Genomic DNA, 24,527 nt, shown 5'->3' with positions numbered 1-24,527 from the left:
ATCTGAACCTTAGTCGCACTTATTTCGAACTTACAGCCTGTTAATCCCCGACCTAAAAGGGCGGGGTCTTACAGGCTGTGCGAAGATAAAGCTGGACCTGTGCGGGGTCAGGACCCCGGTTACCAACATTAATCTTGTTTTAACACCAGTTGCTCTATTTCTCGCATAAATTCCTGTACATCCCGAAATTCACGGTAAACAGAAGCAAAACGCACATAAGCCACCTCATCCAGCTCGCGCAGGCGTAACATTACTTGCTGTCCGATGTCCCTACTTAGCACTTCCCGGTCAGTGACGCCTTTTAAATCCCGTTCGACTTCGTTAACCAGTCCCTCCAGCTGGCTGGTCGGAACAGGGCGCTTCTGGCACGCAATAATCAGCCCGGCCAGCAATTTAGCCCGGTCAAAAACCTCCCGGCGGCTATCCTTCTTGACCACCATCAACGGAAGCTCGTCTACCCGCTCGTAGGTAGTAAAGCGTCTGGCGCACTCGCTGCACTCCCTGCGCCTGCGCACCGAATTACCTTCTTCTGTAGGTCTGGAATCCAACACCCGGCTGTCAGCCATACCACAATATGGACATCGCATACCTTTACACCGCCTACTAATTAGTATATATAGTAGATCTTCATTTATTATTATACTAAACCTTGTTGAAAAAGCAAAAAAGAAAAACAACGCCAATAATTTAACTGGCTATGTTTTCCTCAATAATTCTAGGCTTAATACGGTTTTTTTCTAACGTCAAAAAGTTTGGGGTCTACCCTGAGCAATATTAGATCTTTTATTGCCTTGTTTTAAAAAAATTTGCCCTGGATTCCTCCGTGCAATTCTCCTCCGCCCGGAGCTTCAAAAGAGAGATCCACCAAAATTACATCTACCCCAATTTTTCTTATTCTCTGCCAGGGGACTACAATTTCTTCTTCCCGCCCCAGGATGCCCATAATCCTTCCCCCGCCGTGACCGGGTAGGATAATAGCATTGATACAGCCTTCCTCCAGGTTTACATCTATGTCCTTAATGGGACCAAGACGGCGCCCATCGGCTATATTTATGACCTCACGCATGCGCAGATCGGTTATTCTTACCATCAATAAAACACCCCCATATACTGATGTATATGAGAGTGTTTGAAGAAACTGAACAGGAAAATATTTTTAGTTTGGCTTGCGTTTAATCGGATTTATTAGGATAATCCCATTCATAATAAAGGTCGTGTTGATTGTAAGCGTGTACTGCTTCTTCCCCGGAAGCGGCCACACTATTGGGCAAAATCAGCATTGACAGCACCCAGATACATAAGCCAAATCCAATGGTTAATAATTTAACAGGCATGTCCCACCTCGGTATTAGCTTGATTAAAGCAGCTATTGTCAAAAAAATTTTTCACGTTACTTGTAACTTAGATGTGCTTGCGCATATGGCTCAGTGCCGCTTTTTCCAGCCGCGAAACCTGGGCCTGGGAGATCCCTATTTCATCTGCCACTTCCATTTGCGTTTTTCCTTCATAAAAACGCAAAGTAAGGATTAACTTTTCCCTGTCACTTAATTTACGCAATGCGTCCCTAATAGCAATACCCTCCAACCAGTTCAGGTCCTGATGCTTTTCGTCACTAATTTGATCCATTACAAATATCGGGTCGCCACCGTCATGGTAGATAGGTTCGAATAAAGAAATTGGTTCTTGAATGGCATCAAGGGCAAATACAATATCCTCCCTCGGCATTTTTAACTCACTGGCAATTTCATTGATCGACGGCTCGCGTGAGTGTTTATTCACCAGAGCATCCCGCACCTGCAGTGCTTTATAAGCAACATCCCTGAGGGAGCGGCTAACCCTGATGGGATTATTATCTCTTAAATAGCGCCTAATTTCCCCGATAATCATCGGAACAGCATAAGTGGAAAATTTAACGTTCTGGGAAAGGTCAAAATTATCTATGGCCTTCATTAGTCCAATGCAGCCAACTTGAAAAAGGTCATCAACATATTCTCCACGGTTGGTGAAACGTTGGATCACGCTTAAGACCAGTCGAAGATTGCCGTTTATTAGCTGGTTTCTGGCGGAGCCGTCTCCGTTATGCATAGCCTCAAAAAGTTCCCTCATCCTGGCGCTTTTGAGTACCGGGAGCTTTGATGTGTTAACACCACAAATTTCCACCTTGTTAACCAGCATAAATCATCTCCCACCTTTTCCCGCGAATTTTTGCTAAGTTCAATTTCATTATTACCTCGGGGTTGGTGATTTATACATCGCTTATTGATGAGAGACAGACTGAATTATTCCATGCGGTTGATTTCCTTTTTCAGCCGCTTGATTATTCTTTTTTCTAACCGTGAAATGTATGACTGCGAAATACCGAGCATATCGGCAACTTCTTTTTGCGTTTTCTCCTTTCCACTGTTTAACCCAAAACGCAATTCCATAATTCTTCTTTCCCTGCCGGTTAGCTTTTGCAGTGCCAGATGGAGCAGTTTCCGATCCACTTCATCCTCAATAAATTTGTAGATGATATCGTTTTCCGTCCCCAGCACATCAGAGAGCAGCAGCTCATTTCCGTCCCAATCAATATTGAGCGGTTCGTCAAAAGACACTTCTGTCCTGGTTTTATTGTTCCGGCGCAGGTACATCAATATTTCGTTTTCAATGCACCGGGACGCATAAGTGGCCAGTTTAATCTTCTTGGCCGGATCAAAAGTATTTACGGCCTTAATCAGCCCGATGCTGCCGATTGATACCAGGTCCTCAATACCAACCCCGGTGTTCTCAAATTTTCGAGCAATATACACCACTAAACGCAAATTCCGCTCTATCAGCACACTGCGAACTGCGCCATCGCCCGATTCCAGCTTATTAATCAGGTAGCACTCTTCGTCATTAGTCAACGGGGGCGGAAGGGCTTCGCTGCTGCCCACGTAATATACGCCGGATTCTATACCCAGGCTGGTCATTAATTTAGCCAGGTTCAGTCGCAGAATCAGTTTTATCTTCCAGAACCGCCTCAACATTTTCCCTCCTTCATGCAATATTTCATGCACTATTATTTTGGTGAAATGTATTGAAAGGCTTATCAGCCGGCCAACCTTGTTTCAAACAGATCCGGCGGTAAAAGCGCCCGGCAGGGTGTATCCCCCTGTAAACGGTCCGGGCAAAGGGCAATGATAACCTCATTAGTCCTTATTGCGCCACCTCCCTGCCTTACCAGTACTTCATCAGGCCGGAACCCGATCAGCCAGCCGTTGTCGCGACCCACCGAACAAAAAGGTATTAAACGAAAATTTCCTTCCCGGATGCCCTCGCCCATTTCAGCCAGCAGCGTGCCGCCGTCTTGCCAACCTTGCTTTTGTACAGCACTGCTAACTTGTTCAGGCAGAATATCCTTTACCGCATCGAATTCAGCGATGATCACCGGGTTACCCGACAAAGGATCGGTAAGACCGTTCCCCGTATCCACCATAGCGGCAAGGCAGACCTTTTTACCTCGCAAATTTATATCTAAATCCGCCCTGAGCAGAGGCAGCACCAGCCTTTTCCTCAGCGCTGCCGGCGCTATTTTACCCGTAAACCAAAATATCGCCAGCGCCATTAATATCCCGTACCACAGGTATGTGTCTATTGCTTGCATAATCCCGGCCAGCGTTTCACCCGGCACACTCCGGTGCAGAAAATTGATTATTCCCAATACCGTACCGCCCAGGGCAAAAGTGCACAGGTAAAAATAAGCAATTAGCATCAAAGACTTTTTCGGCTGCTGGGGTATAAAAGCAGCGGCTACCATCAATATGGACACCAGCAATTTATAACCGGGACCGGTGAATACCTGCAGCGCGGGAACAAAAATTACAATCGAATACACTGCTCCCAGGGCGGCCCCCGCAAACAGGCGCCAGCGTCGAAAGGCTATTCTGCCCAGCCTGGCTGTCAACCACAGAATCATTAAATTCATCACCAGGCTGCCTGCTATCACTTGATCCACATACACAACGTAGGACGGCATTAAACTATCTCCCTACTACCATGAAAAAAATTCTCCAAGAGGGGTGTCCCCTTTCCTCTTTTGACAAAGTATCCCTGCTGCATTTATATGGCTTATATTTTGTGTTTATGATAGTTGTACAAAAATAAAAAGCCCCGGCTTTATTATACATGCCGTGGCTGGAAAATTTTGTTAGTAATTGTCTTTAATTTTAAATAGTTTTAATTATTATTCGACATTATTTCCGGCGTAGAAATGCGGGGATGTCCAGGTCGTCGTGCCCGCCGCCTGAAAATGGTTTTACCTCAATGCCTTCGCTGGCTCTCTTTGGTTTCTGAACACCGGCAAACTGTTTTTTATCAAACCCGGTTGCTATTACTGTCACCCTGACTTCATCTTCCATGCGCTCATCAATGACAGCCCCAAAGATTATATTTGCTTCATGGTCGGCAGCCTGGGAAATAATCTCCGCTGCTTCGTTTACTTCAAATAAGCCTAATGATGTGCCGCCGGTAATATTGAGCAAAACGCCCCGCGCACCCTCAATGGTAGTTTCCAGCAACGGGCTGGAAATAGCTGCCTTGGCTGCTTCCACAGAGCGGTTATCACCACTGGCACTGCCTATCCCCATTAATGCCGATCCGGTATCTTTCATAATCGTTTTAACATCGGCGAAATCCAGATTGATTAAACCAGGAACCGCTATTAAATCGGATATGCCCTGAACGCCTTGACGCAATACGTCGTCGGCAATACGAAAAGCCTCAACAATGGAGGTGTTTTTTTCCACCACCTGCAGCAGCCGGTCATTGGGTATGGTAATAAGGGTGTCTACTTTGCTTTTTAAATTTTCAATTCCAATTTCTGCCTGGCTCTGGCGTTTTTTACCTTCAAATGTGAACGGCTTGGTCACTACCCCAACCGTCAGAGCGCCGACTTCTTTAGCCACTTCAGCCACCACCGGCGCTGCTCCGGTACCGGTGCCGCCGCCCATGCCAGCCGTTACAAAGACCATGTCGGCACCCCTGAGCACCTGTTCAATGTCCTCTCTGCTTTCTTCTGCCGCTTTCTGGCCTATATCGGGATTGGCACCTGCACCTAAACCCTTGGTCAATTTGGTGCCAATCTGTATTTTAGTTCCTGCCAGCGCCATCTGCAGCGCCTGAGCGTCAGTGTTGACCGCTATAAACTCCACGCCCTTCAACCCGGCGCTGATCATGCGGTTAACTGCATTATTGCCGCCTCCGCCAACCCCGATCACTTTAATGTGTGCATATTGATCAAGGTCAATATCAAAATCAAGCATCGAAAATCCTCCTTCTAGGGGGTCAGAAATTTATAACAAAGGTGAAAATTTAACGCCACTTGGTCAAACGATTGAAAATACCTCCCCCCGTTCCGTGCCTTATCCTGCTGTATGTTTTTATCTGACGGGCACCCCAGAACCCAAGACCAATTGCTCCGGCATACCTGTATGCTTCATCCTCCGGAATGTTGGGTGGCACCATCCGGGGAGTTCCTACCCGAACCGGCATCCCGAAGAAGGATTCACCCAGTACTGTAATGCCATCAATCAATGAGCAACCTCCCGTTAAAACAATCCCCCCGGGTAAAGAAGCATCTAATTTCAGGTTTTCAATAAAGTACTCCTTAATAAAACCAAATATTTCTTCAATCCTGGATCTGATGATTCTGTTAACCAGATCCCCCGGAACGCTGTGTTCACCCTGCCCTGTAATGTTGGTCAGCTTTATATGGCCTTCAATGGCCCTGAGGCCATTAAACATTAAAGTTGCCCGGGCAGCATCAAGAGATGTATGCAGTCCTATCGCCAGGTCGGAGATGACATGGTCGGCGCCCACCGGGAAAATATCAAGGTTTTTCATTATTCCGTGATTAAAATATGCCGCATTGGTCAAACCAGAACCTATATCCACAGAGATAACACCCAGTTCCCGCTCCACCGCGTCTAATACTGTTTCTGAGGCCGCCAGGGACCCGGCCACAAATTGCTGCACCTTAATACCTGAATCTTCACAACACTGCCTTAATTGTTCCATAGGCGCCGCCGGCGCAGTAACGATGTAGGCATGTATCTCCAACTGCCTGCCTTTGCACTTCTCCGGTCGTAAAACGGGTTCGTTGTCTATGTAATAACGCATCCCAATTGTTTGAACAATAGAATGATTATCATTTCGAACACTTTTATAAAGCTTTTGTGAGGTTTCATTCAACTCACGCAAACTTAGACCATGCTTGACGATATCGTGCCGGACAACTGCCTTGTGAACAGCCATACCCGGCATATCATAGTTTACAAATACCTTTTTTATTTCCACACCGGCGGCAAGTTCCGCATCGGCCAACGCTCTCTTAATGGAACCTACTACTTCATGGGGCCGGGTCACAACTCCGTTTTCTATCCCTATGGATGGACTGAAACCAACCCCCGTCAATTCCTGTCTGGCCCCGAAACCGGTATTGATCACGGCTACAGTAATTCCTGACGTGCCAATATCCATACCCACCACGACGTTTGTCTCCGTCCCGGCCAAACAGGTTTCCCCCCAACCAAGCTTTACTTAAAATGTAAAATTCAACATTCAATAATAATTCCCTTTTTTATTACCTAAATTTCTTTTTTAATAAATAACGGCGGATAAAGGCCAAATTTTGAAACAAACGGACGCCAAAGGCAACAACGGCGGCCAGGTAAAGGTCAATGCCAAGGCGGTCGCCGATATAAGTAAGGCCGGCCGCCAACAGGGCATTGCTAAAAAAGCCGGACACAAAAATGCTTTGATCAAATTTATCCTCCATAGCCGCCCTGATGCCGCCAAAAACCGAGTCCAGCGCCGCCAGCGCGGCAACCGACATGTACTTGGCATAATCCTGCGGTAAAACAATAGGAATATTAAAACCGATCAATACCCCCAACCCAAGTCCCAGTGCGGCCAATAATACACCCACCCACATAAAATGTCCCCCGCTCCCTACTTTAATATTTTACCTGGCCGTGTAGGCCGGTATGGTTAAATCATCATGTTGTTCCACGGTTACTTGAAAACCCATATCACGGTAATACTCAACCAGTCCCCCCGGCAGTTCCAGCGCATTCGCCAGTGCATCAGGACTGCCTATAGCCAATACCTGGTACGGCGGCACCACTCTGGTGGTATTGATATTGATAAAAGGTGCTGCTAACCTTATTTCAGTCGTGGCAATTATGCGCTGGCCGTTAATGGAAATTGCCTCAGCCCCCGAACCCCAAAGCCCGTTGACCAAACCAAGCAGGTCCTGGTCCTGAATAAAAGAGAGCTCCGGTGCAGTTGTGTTGCCTCCATTTTGCGGGTTATCCAAAACCACCTCAATACCCGGTCCGGTTACAGTAACCAACCCGGCAGCCATCCTAACCTTTTCCAGCTCGCTGGTAAGCGCATACAGTGCTTCAGTTCTGCCCTTGTTTAACTGGTTTAGTTTGTAGGTTAAGTCGGTAATTTCTTTGGTCAGGTTATCCTTTTCGTGGTTTACCTGTTTCAGCTCAGTCAACATTTCCTTGGCCCTGTCCGTGGGAATCCCACCAGGGGCCCGGTTGGTAACACGGAACTGAACCGCCAGCATTAATCCCATAAATGCTGTAACCAGCATGATTGAAAGATACGCTGTATTTTTCTTGGGCATTTGTTTTAAGCTCCCTTTATTTCGTAGGTTTGGCATAATCAAATACCAGCCCCCCGGAGTAAGGTGTTATTACAACTTTATCAACTTTTTTAACATCAACTTGAATTCCCCAGATTTGTAGGGACTCAACAACCCCGCCTTTCATTTTCAGAGCGCCAGCAAGAGTCTCGGGGTTGCCCAAAGCATAGACTATAAAGGGCGGGCTTAACCGCTGGTTCTTATTAACCAGAATGGTTGGACCAATGCAGCGAACCTCTGAAGTGGAGATAAGCCGTTGGCCGTTAATGGATATTGCTTTTGCCCCGGCTGCTTTTAATTCATTTAAGATACTTAAAACATCACCGTCATGCAAAACATAAAAATTTGGATTCTCACCGGGCTGAAGCACGTTGTTGCTGTCATTTAACGTAACTTCTACCCCGGGGCCCTGCAGTTCCGTCAGCCCTGCCTCCTCACGGGCGCGATCCAAGCTTTCCTTTACCCTGGCCAGTTCCGGTCCACCGGCGGCCTGATCCAGCTGCTCCCGCAAATTGTCCACTTTTTGCTGCTGCTCATCCCTGGTCTCCTTGGCTTTATCCAGTTCCTGGGCCAACGCATTAGGCCTGTCAAGAGAAGGGGATGAATTTTGGGCGATATTTGAAGTAACTCTGAACTGAACCGCCAGGATAAAACCCATAGTTATACCCATAAACAATAATATCAAGTAAAAAGATTTATTTTTCATGTTTCTTCCCCCACACTCCGCACGTTTAATTCCGGTATTTTACCACCGGAGAGTTGGCAATAGAAAAATCAACATATTCAATTTTCTTACCTTGCTCTTTTAACTCCTGCAAAACCTGCAAAATGTAATTTCCTTTTTTACCGGCATCTTCCGCAAAACCCAGTTTACACTCTGTACCCTCGATCGTATATAAAGTAACCCTTTCATCACCACCGACGTTAACTTCCGACAGATTTTGCCGCAGTTCCACCGGCAGTTGTCCCACCACTTTTAGCGCTTTCTCAAACTCTGTCCCTTGCACCGGCTTTCCGGGACCGGAAACCTGCAATTTTCCGCCGGTAATAACCGGTAACCCCGTGGTTCCAGCCTTTCCCTGGCGCAGATAAACACCTTCGGCGTCAACCTCGACAAAACGCCCTTCCAGCAGGACCAACGCTACGGGTGAGCGCTCACTGATTTCAATCACAACTGTGTGGGGAAACTTTCGAATTGTTTGTGCGTCCTTAACCATTGGTATTGCCATTATTTTGCCGGCAGCAGCATTTAGATCAGCCTTAAATATATTCATACCCGTAACAATACCGGATACCTTGATAACATCCCCGGCAGAGAGGCTGTTATTACCCAGCACATAAATATTGCTTATAGTAAATATGGGCGATTGCAGCAAAACATATGCTGCCAAAAGCACGATAAATATAAAAAAAAAGCTCTGCCAGAATATATACCTTTTTTTGCTATTTGTGTACGGCATGCTTTTATCATTCCCCGCGCATAAAATACATCCATTTCATAATTCGCCGCATCTTAACCTGTACCCTTTTTGCGATTAAAATTTGCAATACCTGCCCGATAAATTAGTCAGGTTAAAAGCGGCAAGCATAAATTAAAACTTGCATGAGTAAGAAAAAAACCGTGAAATAAAAACACGGCTTTTATAATCTTATATAATCTTAATGTCGCTTAATTACCAAACTACACATTCAATATATGATATAACAAATCGATAAGGTATAGTTTATTAAGTCAGCACAAGAAAAAAACCAATTTGCTGCCAATCATTACATCTTAATTTCAGACCAAATTTGGTCATAAAGCACGGCAGTTTCACCCAGGTCATTTTCAAATTCACCATTTTTTAAAGCATCGTCTGGCGCGTAACTGGCTATATTATTGCGTTTACTTTCGGGCAGCAGTTTATATGCTTCCTTACTTGGCACAGCGTAGGGAAAAGCTTCAGCAATTTTGGCACCGGCCTCAGGACTCAATATATAATCAATGAATTGGTGGGCGTTGTTCGGGTGCCTGGCATCCTTGGGAATGGCCATAGTATCCATCCAGCGGATGCAGCCTTCCTTGGGGTATACATAGGTGATATTGGGATTTTCTTCCATAGCCAGCGCCGCTTCTCCATTATAAATTACCCCGATTGATACTTCATTGCTGATAAACAATGTTTTGGGACTGTCGCTGTCAAACGCCTTAACCAGCGGAACCAGTTCTTTGAGCTTATCTTTCGCTTTATCCAGAACAGCCGGATCGTTGTCATTTACCGAATAGCCCATGGACATTAAAGTCATGCCGATGATATCACGGGGGTCATCCAGCAGCACAATTTGATTTTTAAAAGCCGGATCCCAAAGATCATTCCAGCTGGTAATTTCCTTCTTAACTTTATCGGTATTAACACAAATAGATGTAGTCCCAGCCATATAAGGCACCGTGTACTGATTCCCCGGATCAAAAGCCTGGTCCAAATATTCCGGGCCAATATCCTGAATATGGGGGATTTTGGACAGATCCAACTTTCTAAGCATATCTCTCTGTACTAATCCTTCCACCGTATAGTTGGTGGGCACAATGACGTCATAATCGGCCCCACCGGCCTCAATTTTAGCAATCATCTCCTCCTGGGACGAAAAGGTAGTGTAGTTTACTTTAATCCCAGTCTCTTCTTGGAAATTGTCAATTACCTCCTGCGGCAGATATTCGGACCAGTTAAATACGTTGAGCACCTTTTCTTCCTCCTGGCCTGCAGTTTGCTCAGTTCCACCGGAGCCGGAGCCACACCCCGCCAACCCGATACATAGAGCCAGCACCAGCATCAGGCCGGCCAAAAACCAAACCTTTTTTTTCATTAGCATTATCCTCCTCCTTATTTAAGTTAATTGGCACGCGACCTCAATCCTTCAGCAGCTATTGTTACTATAAACGTTAATAGCAGCATAATTGTTGAAAGCGCATTTACGGCTGGCGTCACCCCCTGTTTCACCATGGCGTAAATTTTTAAAGGCAAGGTAGTGCTGCCCGGTCCAGCTACAAAAAAGCTGATAATAACGTCGTCAATGGACAGAGTAAAAGCCAGCAGGGCCCCCGCCGCTACACCGGGCATAATCAGGGGCAGCGTTACCTTAACAAAAGTTTGCCACTGAGACGCACCGAGATCCATCGCCGCTTCCTCCATATTGCGGTCAAATCCTGCCAATCTCGCTTTCACAGTAACCACTACAAATGGAATGCAGAATGTAATGTGCGATAAGATAAGCGTGTTCAGACCCAATCGCACCTTAAAGATCGCAAAAAGAGCCAGCAGCGAAATGCCTAACACAACCTCCGGAATAACGATCGGAATGTACAGAAGGGAATCAAGCACCGATTTTCCACGAAAATGATAGCGGTACATTCCCACGGCGGCAAGTGTTCCGATCATGGTGGAGATTATAGTGGCGGTTATGCCGATAATCAAGGTGTTCTTAGCCGCCTCCAGGATCAAACGATCATGAAATAATGCCCGGTACCAATCCAGGGTAAACCCCTGCCATACAGCATTAATTTTGGAACGGTTAAAAGAAAAGGCCACCAGCACTCCAATGGGCAGGTAAATAATAGCATACACCAGAGCGGTATAAACTGCCCCTATGGTTGTGCCCAATGCTTTAACCCGCTTTTTGCTATTCAATCGTCCTGCAGCAGCCGCGTTTTCCGGCCCACCATTCATTAGAACACCTCCAGCTGGTCTTTTGACCCGGCCGTACGTAAATAAAGCCAGATAAACACCAGTGTCAAAATGATTAAAATTACTGATGCGGCAGATCCAAAGGGCCAGTTTCGCGCATCCAAGAATTGATTTTTAATTAAATTGGAAATCATCATTGTTCGTGAACCGCCCATTAGATCAGAGATGAAAAAAAGCCCCAGGGTGGGAATAAAAACAAGCAGCGAACCGGCAGTGATACCCGGCATGGTCAAAGGCAGAGTTACACGGCGAAAAGCTTGCCAGGGACCGGCACCCAGGTCACTTGCGGCTTCCAGCAAGGTATGATCTACTTTTTCAATGGATGCGTACAGGGGCAAAACCATAAACGGGAAAAGAGTATAAGCCATACCCACCGTTACCGCGCCCAGATTATAAAGCATGGCTAAAGGCTCGTGAATGATACCCAGGGACAGCAGTACATTGTTAATGACCCCCTCGGTACGCAGTAATACAACCCATGAATAGGTTCTGATCAGGGAACTGCTCCAAAAAGGAATAATAATCAACATTAACAGAATATTTCGCCAACTCTTAGGTGAGCGGGCCACTGCATAAGCAAATGGATAGCCTACCAGGATACAAACCAAAGTCGTGGCAAAAGCAACCACAAGCGAGTTAAAGACGACATGCAGATAAAGCGGCTCTATAAACCGGCAGTAGTTATTGATATTAAATTCATATACTAGGCCACCCCAAGTCCCCCGCTTCATAAAACTAACCAGAAGAACCAGCAACATCGGCACTGTAATAAAAACGGCCACCCAAACGGTTACCGGCAGCAGAGTCCAGAACGGGGCCCAGTTCGTCTTTTTTTTATGTATTTTCATTCCGAGAGTGTCACCACCTTATCCGTATCAATACTTAAGTAAGCCCGGCCGCCTTGCACAAACGGAATTTCCCGGCCGGCAGAGGTTGATACGTGAACCGTTTCTCCGGTTGCCAGGCCAACTACCGTTTTTACAGTTGCACCGATATATATCCGCTCCAAGAGATCGACGGCCAGCAAATCATCCTCACTTAAATCTTCAGGGACATCTGCCAGAAGCGTACAATGCTCCGGTCGAACAGCCAGCTTGACTTGCTGCCGCGCGATAAAGGATTCAGCCCCCGGAACACGTATCCGCGAATTGGCGAGACGTCCCGTCAGCCATCCTCCCGCGGACGCCTCAACGAAAAACGGAATAAGGTTGGCCTCTCCGATAAAATCAGCTACAAATACCGTCTTCGGGCGGGCGTAAATTTCTTCCGGAGTGTCAACCTGCTCCAGGACACCGGCACGCATTACACCGATCCGATCCGACATGATTAACGCTTCTTCCTGGTCGTGAGTAACATAAACAAAGGTAATCCCCAATTGTTTATGTAAACGCTTCAGTTCAAGCTGCATTTGTTTGCGCATCTTCAGATCGAGGGCCCCCAGCGGTTCATCCAGGAGCAGCACCCGGGGTTGGTTAACCACAGCCCTGGCGATGGCTACCCTTTGCTGCTGGCCGCCGCTGAGCTGACGCGGGAAACGATCCTTATACTGGGGCAGCTGCACCATTTCCAGCGCTTTCTCAACTCTTGCCGCAACTTCATTTTTCGGTACTCGTTTCATGCGCAACCCAAAAGCCACGTTGTCAAAAACATTCATATGGGGAAAAAGGGCGTAATTTTGAAAGACCGTATTCACGTTACGTTCATAAGATTGCTTACCCACCAGGGATTCATTGTCCATCAAAATGTCCCCGCCTGTCGGTTCTTCAAAGCCGGCAATCATTCGCAATGTAGTTGTTTTACCACACCCGCTGGGACCTAAAAGGGTTAAGAATTCGCCCTGTTTAATATTTAAATTCAGGTTTTTAACCGCAGTAAACGACCCAAATTGCTTAACCACATTGATCAGTTCAATCATCTTTAACGCCTCCATAAACGTCTTAGGCCACTGGTTAATGGAAAACCAACTACTACCCATGATCGTCAATATACGCTATTTCAGGTCAATCTCCTCTATTAAATAATCAAGTAAACAATAAAGAAGACTTGGTTCAGGTGGGGTTTTGACCCCACCTGAACCTTAGTCGCACTTATTTCGAGTTTATCGCCGCTAAGACTCCCGCCTCTATAGGCAGGAGTCTTAGCGGCGGTTAACGAGATCAAGTTGTGCTCTTGTCGATAATCCTATAGGGGAAGCCATATTTTTCCATTAAACCCATAAAAGGCTCGGGCTCAAAAGCCTCGGGAGGCAAAACTCCGGCCCCCCGCCAGATTTTTCTGGCCAGCAGTTCGGTTGCTATGATTGAACCGCAAGCGGTTTGCGCCGCCACAGCCTGACAGTTTAATTTGTTCATGCAAACCTGGTTATCCGCCACCTGGTAGATATAGACATCCCTCGGCTCATTATCTTTGAAGCCCTTAACCAGGGTGCCGACACAAATTTTGCCTTTCATTTGGTGGCCCAGTTCGGCCGGGTTGGGCAGGCACGCTTCCACCACATCCCGGGGCGCCACCTCCATCCCCTTTACGTTGATGAGTTCCTTTGAAGTAAGGCCCAGTTTATACAACAGCTTGATAATATTCACAAACTCCCGGCCAAGCCCGATTTTGAAAGACACCTTCTTTAAACCTTTATTAATCCAGCGGGGTAGGTTAATTACTTCCTCATGCTCTACAGAAACAACTTCTATCGAGCCTATGCCCTCGGGAAAATCAAAAATTTCGGAACCCGACATTGGGTGCGCAGTATACCAGCCCTTATCTTCATCCCAGTATACGGGCGGATTGGTACATTCCTCCAGCACACTCCAGATAGAAAAGCTGGGAGCAAAATCATAGCCTTCAATCTCCATGTTGGAACCATCACGCACGGCAATTTCATCAATTTGATCGAAAAGGTTTTTCTCCGCATATTTGGCAAAAATTTCAGAAACGCCGGGGTCAATACCCATACCCAGCAGCGCCAGTTGGCCCTTATCTTTCCAGGCTTGATCACAGGCAAACTGGTAATCACCCAGCATAACACCCGTTTTGTGGTAAGGGTCTTCCGAATTTATTTCGGAAAGAGTCATGGCCATATCCATATAATTGCAGCCCGCTTCATAGGCTCCGTCAAAAATAGGCACATTAAATACCTGCGCACAGGCATTCATTACTAAATCAACCTGATATTTCTGAATTAATTCAACAACCTGTTCCTTTTTGGTTACATCAACCTGCTCAGCAGGAAATCTTCCCTGGTCACCCAGCCGGGCCTGTACTTTTTGGGCCCGCTCCAGGTCGTAATCGGCTAAAACCAGCTTCTCCAGCCATTCCCCCCGGGGGTCGCCTATTTTGGCCAAAACCGCATAAGCTTCACCCACTGCACCTGTTCCCAAGAGCAATACTATCATTTCATTCCCTCCATATTCAATTCTCCCTTTGCCAACCATAATCAATTCCTTTACCGAAAATTCGGGTAATTAAAGTTGGCAAATAGTCATTGAGGCCTAAAAACAACAAAAGGAGACACCCTCCCAGGTTCTCCTTTCTGAGCTACTCTTCACAGATTCTCCTCTACTCAAATAATCAGATAATATTTTGGACATTATCTGACGGGTTAAATAATTTGTCAAGAAATTTTTTCGCATCTTCTTGATTACAGTTGGAGATAATAAGTCCAGAGGTGACGACTTTGTGATGATAATTGAACATTTTGAAGGAAACTGGGCAGTTGTGGTATATAACAATAGCACTTTTAACCTGCCCAAAGAATTACTTCCTAAAGGAGCCCGCGAGGGTGATGCAATAAATCTATTAGTAACCTTGAATTCGGAGACCGTAACTGAGTATGATGAAGATATCGACTTGTTATCGAATAAATATTTTAAATAAATGTAAAAAACTTCGTATGCTTATACTTAAGCCCCGGCATTGCCTGCAGTATTTAACAGGGGAGATAAACCCTGAACAAAGTCCCCGCACCTTCCCTGCTGATTACTTCAATGCGGCCTTTATGCGCATCGACAATGGCATAAGAAATACTAAGCCCAAGTCCCGTTCCCGTTGATTTGGTGGAAAAGAAAGGAACCCCAAGTTTTTTTATTTGACCGGACGGGATACCGCAGCCGTTATCCTTAATACTGATAAATATTTCGTTGTTTTGGGGCGGACAGCCTGCTTCAACCTCAATTATCCCCCCGCCGGGCATGGCTTCTATGGCGTTATGGCATAAATTCAGCAAGACCTGTTTGATCTGATTCCGGTCGATCATGCATGGCGGCAAATCCTGAACGGGTTTATAAATAACAGTTATATTATTTAAAAAAGCCTGGGGCGATACAATGGCCAGAGTCTCCTCTATTAAATCACTGATACATTCCCTGGCTAACACGGAAGGTTTGGGGCGAGCCAGCTGTAGAAAATCACCAAGGACCTTATTGGCCCGGTCAACCTCCTCAATAATTATCGCGGTGTACTGTGCAAAAACCTGATTGTCATTACATTTTTGAGCCAGCAGTTGAGCAAACCCCCTTACCGCAGTGAGGGGGTTTTTTATTTCATGGGCCATACCGGCAGCCATTTTGCCGATAATTGAAAGCTTTTCTCTTTCCCTCAGTACATTTTGGGTATCCCTTAGTTCCTTAATAGTGTTCTGCAATACAGCTTCGGCCTGTTTGCGCTCGGTTATATCCTCGGCCAAAACCATACCGCCGGTAATATTACCGTCAACGATGATCGCTGATACATTCAACCTGATAATCCTGGTGCTCCCGTCTTTATGTATGATCGGTGTTTCGTAACTCCCCGGTTCCCCGTTGTCCAATCTGTTGCGTATACCCTGCCATACCATTTCTTTATACGCTTCAGGCACAAACTCCAGCAAACCTCTGCCGACCATTTCTTCCGGGCTGTAACCGGTTATTTCGTTGGATTTCTTATTGATAAAAGTAATCCTGGCATTATTATCATAGGTATAAAAAAGCTCATTCATGTTATCTATTAATAAGTTAAGGTAATCAACCCGTTCCTTGAGTTTTCTTTCACTATCTATTAAAGCGTACTTAAAATTAATGGAACCGGCTTTTAGATCTTCATTCCCCGCCATTAACAAACCTCTCTCTCCTTAACACAGGTAAATATTCAACATATTAATATCTAATTTAATATTTTTCAATTATCGACATTTTCCCTCTATTTTTCGTTTATTTATTTTAAATTTTAACACTACAGACAGCAGGCAGGAAATATTGCTTTCAAAGCCAATTAGTCCTTAATGTTAATTTTGGAAAAGGTGAGTACTAAATGAGGTTTTTACATACTTCCGACTGGCATCTTGGACGCATTTTCCACGGCGTGCACCTGACCAGGGATCAGGCCCACATCCTGAATGAATTTGTGGATTTGATCGGTTGGTCCCAACCCGATGCCGTCCTAATAGCCGGGGATATCTATGACCGGGCGATTCCCCCTGTTGAAGCAGTTCAATTGCTGGACGAAACTATCACCAGGATCCTGCTGGACCACCGGGTTCCGGTAATCGTGATTGCCGGAAACCATGACAGCGCAGAAAGACTCGGTTTCGGCACCAGGCTGCTGGCCCGCCAGGGTCTGCATCTGATTGTCCGGCCGGACCGGAACCTGACCCCCGTGGTGCTGCCGGACAAGCACGGCCCGGTTTATTTCTGCCCGATTCCTTATGCCGAGCCGGCCCTGGTGCAAGAAGCATTTGAGGATCCGGCGATCAGGGACCACAACCAGGCAATGAGCCGGCTGGCCCAACATTACTCGGCACAATTGCCTCCGGGACAACGGGCAGTGGCCGTAACCCACGCCTTTGTTGCCGGAGGCCGGGAGAGTGAGTCTGAACGTCCCCTTTCCCTTGGCGGAACCGGCTGGGTTGACACCAGCTGTTTTCAGTCATTTCATTACACCGCCCTGGGACACCTGCACCAGTGTCAAAGCTTTGGTGAAGCCAATATCTGTTACGCCGGCTCACTGATGAAATATTCTTTTTCCGAATCAAACCATAAAAAATCTGTCACTCTGGTGGAACTGGACCAGTTCGGAAAAGCAGCTCTGGAGAAGATCCCTCTGACACCTCAAAGAGACGTGCGGTGTATTGAGGGATATTTAACCGAATTATTGAAAGGGCCTGATGCGGGGGAAAACAGGAATGATTACCTGATGGTTACCCTGAAAGATCCGGGCGCCATTCTGGACGCCATCGGAAAACTGCGGGAAATATATCCTAACGTACTTCACATCGCTCGACCGCATTTTGTTGTCGATGGTGAATTGCGCAGTCCTGGCGGAGATCACCGCCGCATCGGTGTAATGGAACTTTTTGATTCATTTTTCCAACAGACCGCCGGAGAGGCGCTTCCGCAGGACCTGGCCGGAGTGTTCTCAGAAGCAGTTGAAAAGCTATACCTCAGGGACCGGGAGGTGCCGGCATGAGACCGTTAAAATTATCGATGACCGCCTTCGGACCATACGCGGCCACCCAGGTACTCGATTTTTCCGAACTGGGCAATCGCTCGTTCTTTCTCATCCACGGCCCCACAGGTTCAGGTAAAACCACAATTTTAGACGCTATGTGTTATGCCCTTTACGGAGATACCAGCGGCGCGCTGCGGGACGGCAAACAAATGCGCAGCGATCACGCCGGCCTGGCAACAGAAACTGAAGTGGTATTTGATTTTGCCGTAGGCAGCCAACATTATTGCATTCACCGCCACCCGGAACAGGAAAGGCTGAAAAAACGCGGCGAAGGAACCACTAATATGCCCGCAGGCGCAGAATTATGGCGTTCCAACGAATTGCCGGAAGGAAAAAACTCTTTAATTGCCAGCGGTACCGGCAAAGTTACCGAAGCAGTAGAAAAACTGCTGGGCTTTAAAAGCGATCAGTTCCGGCAGGTGGTCATGCTGCCCCAGGGTGAATTTCGCAAGCTTCTAATAGCAGATTCCAAAGAGCGCCAGATAATTCTGGAAGCTTTATTTAGAACGGAATTTTACCGTCAGGTTGAGGAATTTTTGAAAAACGAAGCCAAACAACTGAAAAATGATTACGACCACTTAACGGATCAAAAAAACTGGGTGCTGCAGCAGGCAGGCGTTCAATCGGCGCAAGAGCTGCTGGAACTACATCAAAGGCACTTAATTGCGCTGGAGGAAGCTTTAAAGCAGCTTGCCGCAGGCAAAGCCGCTGCAGCCAGAGCCCAGGAGCAGTTGTCCGCCGGCATACAGACCAGGGACAAGCTGAATGAAAAAAAAGCGGCACACCAGGCCTGGGCCGCTATTGACGCGGGCAAGGAAGATATTGAGGCTGCCAAGAAGGATTTGGCAGCAGCCCGGCGGGCACTGACTCTGGCTGAAGCAGAAAATTCATTTAAAATTAGGCGCGCGGAAGCGGCAGCCGCGGAAAAAGCCTACCAACAAAAACTTGCAGGTAAAAAGCAGACACTTCTGGCCATGGATAAAGCCAGGGAAAAAGCGGCTGCTGAAAAGGAAAAGGAACCGGAACGGGAAGCGGTCCGGCGAGAGGCCAACCGCCTGGAAGACCTAAAACAAAAGGTCATCGGCCTGCAAACGGCCAAGACTGCTGAAACTGAAGCACAGTTAAAGCTGCGGGCGGCGGAAAAGCGCTTGAATCAAAACAAAGAAGAAGAATCCACGTTAAAGACCGACATTGAAGCAAAGACCAAAGACAGGGACGCGGCGCAAAGCCTGGCGGCCAGATCGGAGGGGCTGGAAGCAGCTTACAGGGAAGCCGAAAGAACGGTACGGCAAAAACAAGCGCTGATAGCGCTCCATGGCGAAGAAGCCCAACTGCAAAAAAAATATGACCACGGCCACAAAATCTATCAGCAAACCGAAAATAATTATCTCAAGATTAAAAAAGAACTCACCTCGCTACAGGAGGCATGGAACAAAGGTCAATCCGCCATACTGGCCGGCGGGCTGGTTCAGGGAAATCCCTGCCCTGTATGCGGCTCGACAGAACACCCTGCCCCGGCCTGGAGCGACATCCTGCTCCCTTCGGAAAAAGACTTGAAAAATTACCAGCAAAACTTAGCCCATCTCGAAGCAGCCAGGGATAAAATGCGGGAACAGCTAAGTGCACTGGAGGCCCAAAAAAGAGAGGCCGCCGGCCGGGCAGGCGACCTGGAAAAAGAATTGGGCGATCAAGCCCGGATTGCTTTGGCAGTAATCCAAAAACAGGCTCTGGAAGCAAAAAACCTGTGGGAAAGCGCTTTAAAAGCAGCGGAGACGCTAAAAAAAATCAACAGTGCTCTTGTAGAATTGGAGCTAAGGCAAAAAGCTTTGACGGAGAAACAAGCAGAGCTTCAACAAGAATTACAACAAAAATCACTGCTGCTTGAATCAGCCCGGACCACTGTGCGGGAACGTGAGGCAGAGATACCGGAACAACTACGCAATCCGTCGGATCTGCGGGCAGCACTGGGGACAGCCAATAAACGTCTGGAACAATTAACGCTGGCTTACGAAACCAGCCGAAAAAACGCGGAGAACGCCGGCAAAGCACTGGCCCAGGCTGAAACAGCGGAGCAGGCTGCCCGGGAAGCCTTTACCGCAGCCCGGATAAGGGCCAGAGATGAATACAATTTGTTTATTGAACGAATGCTCGCAGCCGGCTTTGCCACAACTGATCAGTATATAAAAGCCAGAAAAACGCCCGGACAAATCCAATTGCTGGAACAGCAGATAACTGAATTCGGTGAAAAGCTGCGCGCCTCGAGGGACCGGTTGGAGCGGGCGGCACAAGCGGCAGAGGGTCTGGCAGAGCCTGAACTGGACGAGTTGTCGGCAGCGTTAACCAACGCGGAGAGCGCCCGGGAACTGGCGTTCAAAGAGTACGCCGGCTTGCAGGCACAAACCGGGCACGAAGCCGAATGGCTGCAAACAATTAACAATTTGGACGCAACCATAACCAAATTGGAAAAGCGCTACTCCGTAATGGGACGTCTGGCGGATGTAGCCAACGGTAAAAATAATTACGGAATAACCTTTCAGCGCTTTGTGCTCGGAGCATTATTGGATGATGTGACTGTTGCGGCAACAGAACGGCTTAAACTGATGAGCCGGGGCCGCTACCACCTGCAACGCACCCTGGACCGTGCCCGCAGGAACGCCGCCGGGGGACTGGAGCTGGAGGTTTTCGACGCTTATACCGGCGTAGCCCGCAGCGTGGCAACCCTGTCGGGGGGGGAAACCTTTCTGGCCTCGCTTTCCCTGGCCCTGGGGCTGGCAGACGTCGTCCAATCCTACGCCGGAGGCATCCACCTGGATACAATCTTCGTAGATGAGGGGTTCGGCACACTTGATACCGAAGCACTGGATATGGCTTTACGGGCCCTGGTTGATTTACAAAAAGGCGGCCGTCTGGTGGGAATAATTTCCCACGTGCCGGAACTAAAAGAGCGGATAGACGCCAGGCTTGAAGTTAAGCCTTCTGAAAAAGGCAGCGTGGCCAAGTTTATAGTGGCTTGATCGCAATACTTGCAGCAATTATCACAAACAATAAAGAAGACTTGGTTCAGGTGGGGTTTTGACCCCACCTGAACCTTAGTCGCACTTATTTCGAGTTTATCGCCGCTAAGACTCCCGCCTGTAGAGGCGGGAGTCTTAGCGGCGGTTAACGAGATAAACTAAAAAGATAACATTGACTTGTTTATTTTTTAGTAGTACCATAAAATATATTAAATGAAATATACTGATAATATAATTATTGCTATAATAGTAAACAACAGAACAGTGTTGTTTCTACTTTTCTGGTTAACATATAAAAATAAATTTAAGACACTAAGGGAGGCTTAATTTTTATGGAACAACAAAAAACATTAGTACAGGTTTTCGGCATTGACGCGCCGATTCCCTCAGGTGGCTGAGGCTGCGGCAGTGGAGCCACTGGATGTGGACCTGCAAAAACGATGAAGGAAGAAGCGGCTGAATTAGGCGATAAGCTTAAATTTGCTTTTGGTGATCAGGTAGAAACCAGTTTTATTGATGTCAGCACCAGTGAAATAAAAAATTACCCGGAAATCGAAAAGATTTTAACCAATGTCAGACTGCCTCTGACCGTAATCAACGGCCAGCCCCGGTTCCACGGCGGCCTTGGTGTGGATATGATTGCCGATGCAATTAAGGAACTAAATGCCAAATAATAATTGATTTACCGGTTTGCCAATAACAGGTTAACCCCAGGGTGGAATACACCCCGGGTTAGCCTGTTTTTATTTGGGGCAGGTGCAAAGCTATCACCCGGAGCAACTGTCTACTTTACGCCAGGGTTTGTTTCATCCATTCCACCAGGCTCATATTAAGTTGACCTCGGATATTATCGATTTCTTCTATTTTAAGCACCTGACCGTCCCTGATAGCCACCACCAAATCCAACATCGGCTCAATTTCCGCAACCTCGTGGGTGGTCATAATTACCGTCTGAGTTTCCAGGTCAATAAATGAAATCATACCCTTGATAATGGATTCCCGGACAATGGGGTCAAGCCCGGATAATGGTTCATCCATCAGTATCAACGCAGCGCGGCGGGAAAGTGCCAGCACGATTTTCAGCCGGCCACGGTTCCCCTTGGACAGGTTTTTTACTTTGTCACCAGGGTTTAGCTGCATAAAAGACAACATCTCGTGCGCCTTTTCCCGGTCAAAGTCTTCGTAAAGCCCCTGGTGCAAACCAATGGTTTCTTCAATAGTAAAGCTGCTGTAAAGGGCGTCCAGCTCCGAAAGGTAAGCCACTTCACCACCAATTCGCCTTGTAGCCGGTTTGCCGTTAACCGCAACAGCTCCTATGCTGGCCCGGAGTAGCCCGGCCATCAGTTTGAGCGCAGTGGATTTCCCGCTGCCATTGGGGCCGATTAAACCGATCACCTTTCCCCGGGGCAGCGTAAAAGTAACATCACGCAATGCAACCTTCCCCGGGTATCTTTTGGTTACATGATCAAACTGCACAACCTCTTTAACCAATGCCACTTCCTCCTTTATGGCCTCATTTATTCTCAGCAAGCTGATCCTCCACACCTTCCATAATTTCTTTTGAAGAAAACCCCATCTCTTTCATATCCACCACAAAAGCAGTTATTTTATTATCTTTAAGCTGTTCGCGCAGTTCATCAAGTCGCGCCGCATCTTCCGTTACAAACGTACCCAAACCTCTGCGGGTTTCTACTACCGCCAATCGTTCCAACTCAGCATAGGCCCGCTGCACCGTATTGGGATTGACACTGTTTTGCACGGCAAAATCCCTGACCGAAGGGAGTTTTTCTCCGGCTGTTAAAACGCCGCCTACAATTTGCCTGCAAACCCGCTGTACCAGCTGATGATAAATTGGTTGAGTGGAATTAAATTCTTCTGCCATATACTACACCTCAACTTTGTGATCCAGCAGCCACCCTGAGATGAAAAGCAACGCTGCCATGATTATTGCGTAGAATAATATTTCACCAGTGTAAAAAGAATGGAAATGCATGTGTCCAAATTCAGCTATTGGCGTTTGCGGCAGGTAGATGGCACCCCAGCGCACCAGGCGGTCGTACACTGTTGTGCCCTGTAAAAACCCCATCCCCCAGGTTGGGATTAAGAAAATCGCCAGGCCGACAAAAAAGCGTCCTTTGCTGATAATGCTTTTGGAGGCTGCCATGCCTACCGAAATCATCATCGCCCATAACCCGGTATAAATACTGCCTAAAATAACGAGCACGGCTATAAACCATCCATATTGGTTAATCATAGCCCACACCAGGTCTATGTTTAGAAAATCAAGCTGTGCCAGATTGTTTAACTCAACCCGGGTTATCCAAAGGGTGAAAAAGCACGTTACTCCGAAAAGAACCAGCAAATTAATGATCCCACTGGCCAGTTTGGCTGAAAGCAGCATCCAGCCCGGCTGTGATGTATTAAGCCACAGATGGGAGGTGCGCTCCCATTCATCTTTTAGACTACTAAACATATAAGTTGCCAGGTAAAATACATGAACCGCAATCACTATAACCGCTAATACTACAATAGCCCCGGGCCGCTCATTATTGTGGTAGGCAAAATACACGCCCAAAAAACCGGCCGCAACCAGAAACAGCAATAACCATAGCAAGCCCGTTTCTAGTCAGCAAAAACTCCTTTTTCAATAAAGTCAACCACGCCTTCATACCGGAAACCTCCATTCAAAATGTGTTATTGTATTGGTGTACTAATAATATAATACACCGATACACTGTGTCAATACCCATTGATAAAAAAAGAAACAGCCAAAAAAAATTCCTGATAATTCCAAGAATTTTTCTTTACAGATATAAATAAAAACCAGTAAAACCTGGTGAGGTGGTTATATGAATAGTATCCAGAGGAAACTGCTCTATATTTTTTTGCCTATGACTTTGGTTATTGTATTGCTAGACAACTTATTTTCAGGAGCAGCTTTTGTTAATTACATCAAGTATGCCACAATTATTGCGTTGTTTCTATTCACCCTGAGGATTAGGAAAAGGTACATTGGACAGCTGTATGTGAACATAGCTATATTCTTTATCGTTGCAGCTGATTTTTTTCTTGTTTTTTGTGATACTGTTCCAGGGGTACGAGACAAATTGGTTATTTGGGGCGTGCTGGCCTTCCTGTTCGCTTATTCCTTCCTCATCCTCGCATTTCAGAAGAGCTTCAAAGCAGGATGGCGGGAATTACTGGCTGCATTATTTGTCCTAATTTTATTTATATCAAACTATGTCACCCTATGGCCCCACGTCTCGGGATTAATGCTTTATGGGGGAACCTTTTTTTTCATAGTATTGTGTTACATGACCTGGATCTGCATTTGTACATTATTTTGGTACCACTACAGACCTGGTGTTTCCCTGCGAATAGCACTGGCAGGCTGTTTAATACTGATAAGTGACATTGGGGTTTCCCAATCGTTTTTTAATCCCGCTTTTCAGCACCAGTTCAATCCTGGTCTGGCGAGCTTAATCTGGGCAACCTATATTCCGGCCTGGACTCTGATCGCGACTACTATTGCTGAACCATAAAATATTTTCTTTCCTCCCATTCCCATGTTACCATATCATTATCAGCAATAGCTGAACTTTAACTACTTATAATAAAGGGGCAAGGAAAGAACAGTCA

26 protein-coding genes are annotated in these 24,527 nt (G+C 46.8%); 5 read left to right on the top strand and 21 right to left on the bottom strand.

Features of this window, described 5'->3' with window-relative positions:
* Positions 1–128 precede the first annotated feature (128 nt).
* The 17 genes from nrdR to BM056_RS06260 form a co-directional block, all read right to left on the bottom strand.
* A complete protein-coding gene (nrdR, locus tag BM056_RS06330; RefSeq protein ID WP_092469824.1) occupies positions 129–587 on the bottom strand; it encodes a transcriptional regulator NrdR in 459 nt (152 codons plus the stop codon).
* A 209-nt stretch (positions 588–796) separates the two neighbouring features.
* Positions 797–1,090, bottom strand: a complete 294-nt coding sequence (locus tag BM056_RS06325; protein WP_092469964.1) for a YlmC/YmxH family sporulation protein — start codon at positions 1,088–1,090, stop codon at positions 797–799.
* An 82-nt stretch (positions 1,091–1,172) separates the two neighbouring features.
* A complete protein-coding gene (locus BM056_RS26110; protein ID WP_165613405.1) occupies positions 1,173–1,334 on the bottom strand; it encodes a hypothetical protein in 162 nt (53 codons plus the stop codon).
* A gap of 67 nt (positions 1,335–1,401) precedes the next feature.
* Positions 1,402–2,175 (bottom strand): RNA polymerase sporulation sigma factor SigG, encoded by a 774-nt coding sequence (gene sigG, locus BM056_RS06320; RefSeq protein WP_092469822.1) that lies wholly within the window; start codon positions 2,173–2,175, stop codon positions 1,402–1,404.
* A 104-nt stretch (positions 2,176–2,279) separates the two neighbouring features.
* On the bottom strand, positions 2,280–3,008 hold the full coding sequence (sigE, locus tag BM056_RS06315; protein WP_174549931.1) for an RNA polymerase sporulation sigma factor SigE: 729 nt from the start codon (positions 3,006–3,008) through the stop codon (positions 2,280–2,282).
* Between the two features lie 62 nt (positions 3,009–3,070).
* Complete coding sequence (spoIIGA, locus tag BM056_RS06310) at positions 3,071–3,997, bottom strand: sigma-E processing peptidase SpoIIGA (protein ID WP_092469817.1); 927 nt, start codon at positions 3,995–3,997, stop codon at positions 3,071–3,073.
* Positions 3,998–4,214: 217 nt separating this feature from the next.
* Positions 4,215–5,282: a cell division protein FtsZ gene (ftsZ, locus tag BM056_RS06305; protein ID WP_092469815.1), complete on the bottom strand. Its 1,068-nt coding sequence runs from the start codon at positions 5,280–5,282 to the stop codon at positions 4,215–4,217.
* A 49-nt stretch (positions 5,283–5,331) separates the two neighbouring features.
* Positions 5,332–6,531, bottom strand: a complete 1,200-nt coding sequence (ftsA, locus tag BM056_RS06300; protein ID WP_092469813.1) for a cell division protein FtsA — start codon at positions 6,529–6,531, stop codon at positions 5,332–5,334.
* Positions 6,532–6,601: 70 nt separating this feature from the next.
* Complete coding sequence (locus tag BM056_RS06295; protein ID WP_092469811.1) at positions 6,602–6,952, bottom strand: small basic family protein; 351 nt, start codon at positions 6,950–6,952, stop codon at positions 6,602–6,604.
* Between the two features lie 30 nt (positions 6,953–6,982).
* A complete protein-coding gene (locus tag BM056_RS06290; protein ID WP_092469962.1) occupies positions 6,983–7,657 on the bottom strand; it encodes a DUF881 domain-containing protein in 675 nt (224 codons plus the stop codon).
* A 16-nt stretch (positions 7,658–7,673) separates the two neighbouring features.
* Positions 7,674–8,381: a DUF881 domain-containing protein gene (locus BM056_RS06285; RefSeq protein ID WP_092469809.1), complete on the bottom strand. Its 708-nt coding sequence runs from the start codon at positions 8,379–8,381 to the stop codon at positions 7,674–7,676.
* Between the two features lie 25 nt (positions 8,382–8,406).
* Positions 8,407–9,066, bottom strand: coding sequence for a cell division protein FtsQ/DivIB (locus BM056_RS06280; protein WP_165613404.1), 660 nt, complete (start codon positions 9,064–9,066; stop codon positions 8,407–8,409).
* 376 nt (positions 9,067–9,442) lie between these two features.
* A complete protein-coding gene (locus BM056_RS26620; protein ID WP_207648146.1) occupies positions 9,443–10,519 on the bottom strand; it encodes an ABC transporter substrate-binding protein in 1,077 nt (358 codons plus the stop codon).
* A 26-nt stretch (positions 10,520–10,545) separates the two neighbouring features.
* Positions 10,546–11,379 carry an ABC transporter permease gene (locus BM056_RS26615; protein ID WP_207648145.1) on the bottom strand — a complete coding sequence of 278 codons (834 nt, stop codon included), beginning with the start codon at positions 11,377–11,379 and terminating at the stop codon, positions 10,546–10,548.
* Positions 11,379–12,245 carry an ABC transporter permease gene (locus BM056_RS06270; protein ID WP_092469805.1) on the bottom strand — a complete coding sequence of 289 codons (867 nt, stop codon included), beginning with the start codon at positions 12,243–12,245 and terminating at the stop codon, positions 11,379–11,381. The genes BM056_RS26615 and BM056_RS06270 overlap by 1 nt, the downstream gene beginning before the upstream one ends.
* Positions 12,242–13,372, bottom strand: a complete 1,131-nt coding sequence (locus BM056_RS06265; protein WP_207648144.1) for an ABC transporter ATP-binding protein — start codon at positions 13,370–13,372, stop codon at positions 12,242–12,244. Before BM056_RS06265 ends, BM056_RS06270 begins: the two co-directional genes overlap by 4 nt.
* Before the next feature lie 181 nt (positions 13,373–13,553).
* Complete coding sequence (locus BM056_RS06260; protein WP_092469801.1) at positions 13,554–14,786, bottom strand: saccharopine dehydrogenase family protein; 1,233 nt, start codon at positions 14,784–14,786, stop codon at positions 13,554–13,556.
* A 241-nt stretch (positions 14,787–15,027) separates the two neighbouring features.
* Between BM056_RS06260 and BM056_RS06255 the strand changes: the two genes are divergently transcribed.
* Complete coding sequence (locus BM056_RS06255; protein ID WP_238456329.1) at positions 15,028–15,267, top strand: DUF3006 domain-containing protein; 240 nt, start codon at positions 15,028–15,030, stop codon at positions 15,265–15,267.
* A gap of 52 nt (positions 15,268–15,319) precedes the next feature.
* Here the strand turns inward: BM056_RS06255 and BM056_RS06250 are convergent, their stop codons facing one another.
* Complete coding sequence (locus BM056_RS06250) at positions 15,320–16,480, bottom strand: two-component system sensor histidine kinase NtrB (protein ID WP_131820732.1); 1,161 nt, start codon at positions 16,478–16,480, stop codon at positions 15,320–15,322.
* Positions 16,481–16,677: 197 nt separating this feature from the next.
* Here BM056_RS06250 and BM056_RS06245 point away from each other — a divergent pair, with 197 nt between their 5' ends.
* The 3 genes from BM056_RS06245 (at position 16,678) to BM056_RS06235 (ending at position 21,562) form a co-directional block, all read left to right on the top strand.
* Complete coding sequence (locus BM056_RS06245; RefSeq protein ID WP_092469795.1) at positions 16,678–17,832, top strand: exonuclease SbcCD subunit D; 1,155 nt, start codon at positions 16,678–16,680, stop codon at positions 17,830–17,832.
* Positions 17,829–20,888 (top strand): AAA family ATPase, encoded by a 3,060-nt coding sequence (locus tag BM056_RS06240; RefSeq protein ID WP_092469793.1) that lies wholly within the window; start codon positions 17,829–17,831, stop codon positions 20,886–20,888. Before BM056_RS06245 ends, BM056_RS06240 begins: the two co-directional genes overlap by 4 nt.
* A gap of 440 nt (positions 20,889–21,328) precedes the next feature.
* Positions 21,329–21,562 (top strand): hypothetical protein, encoded by a 234-nt coding sequence (locus BM056_RS06235; RefSeq protein ID WP_092469791.1) that lies wholly within the window; start codon positions 21,329–21,331, stop codon positions 21,560–21,562.
* Positions 21,563–21,677: 115 nt separating this feature from the next.
* Here the strand turns inward: BM056_RS06235 and BM056_RS06230 are convergent, their stop codons facing one another.
* From BM056_RS06230 to BM056_RS06220, 3 genes are read right to left on the bottom strand one after another with little or no spacing between them, the layout of a single operon-like run.
* Entirely contained in the window at positions 21,678–22,418 is a 741-nt protein-coding gene (locus BM056_RS06230) for an ABC transporter ATP-binding protein (protein ID WP_238456328.1), read from the bottom strand.
* Complete coding sequence (locus BM056_RS06225) at positions 22,402–22,770, bottom strand: GntR family transcriptional regulator (RefSeq protein WP_092469789.1); 369 nt, start codon at positions 22,768–22,770, stop codon at positions 22,402–22,404. Before BM056_RS06225 ends, BM056_RS06230 begins: the two co-directional genes overlap by 17 nt.
* Before the next feature lie 3 nt (positions 22,771–22,773).
* Positions 22,774–23,490, bottom strand: coding sequence for a hypothetical protein (locus BM056_RS06220; protein WP_092469787.1), 717 nt, complete (start codon positions 23,488–23,490; stop codon positions 22,774–22,776).
* Between the two features lie 247 nt (positions 23,491–23,737).
* Between BM056_RS06220 and BM056_RS06215 the strand changes: the two genes are divergently transcribed.
* Positions 23,738–24,430, top strand: a complete 693-nt coding sequence (locus tag BM056_RS06215) for a lysoplasmalogenase family protein (protein WP_092469785.1) — start codon at positions 23,738–23,740, stop codon at positions 24,428–24,430.
* Positions 24,431–24,527 lie beyond the last annotated feature (97 nt).

The organism is Desulfotruncus arcticus DSM 17038 (assembly GCF_900113335.1).
Classification (GTDB): Bacteria; Bacillota; Desulfotomaculia; order Desulfotomaculales; family Desulfallaceae; genus Desulfotruncus; species Desulfotruncus arcticus.
The sequence above is the reverse complement of the archived record's forward strand: the minus strand, read 5'-3'. Positions and strand labels throughout refer to the sequence as shown.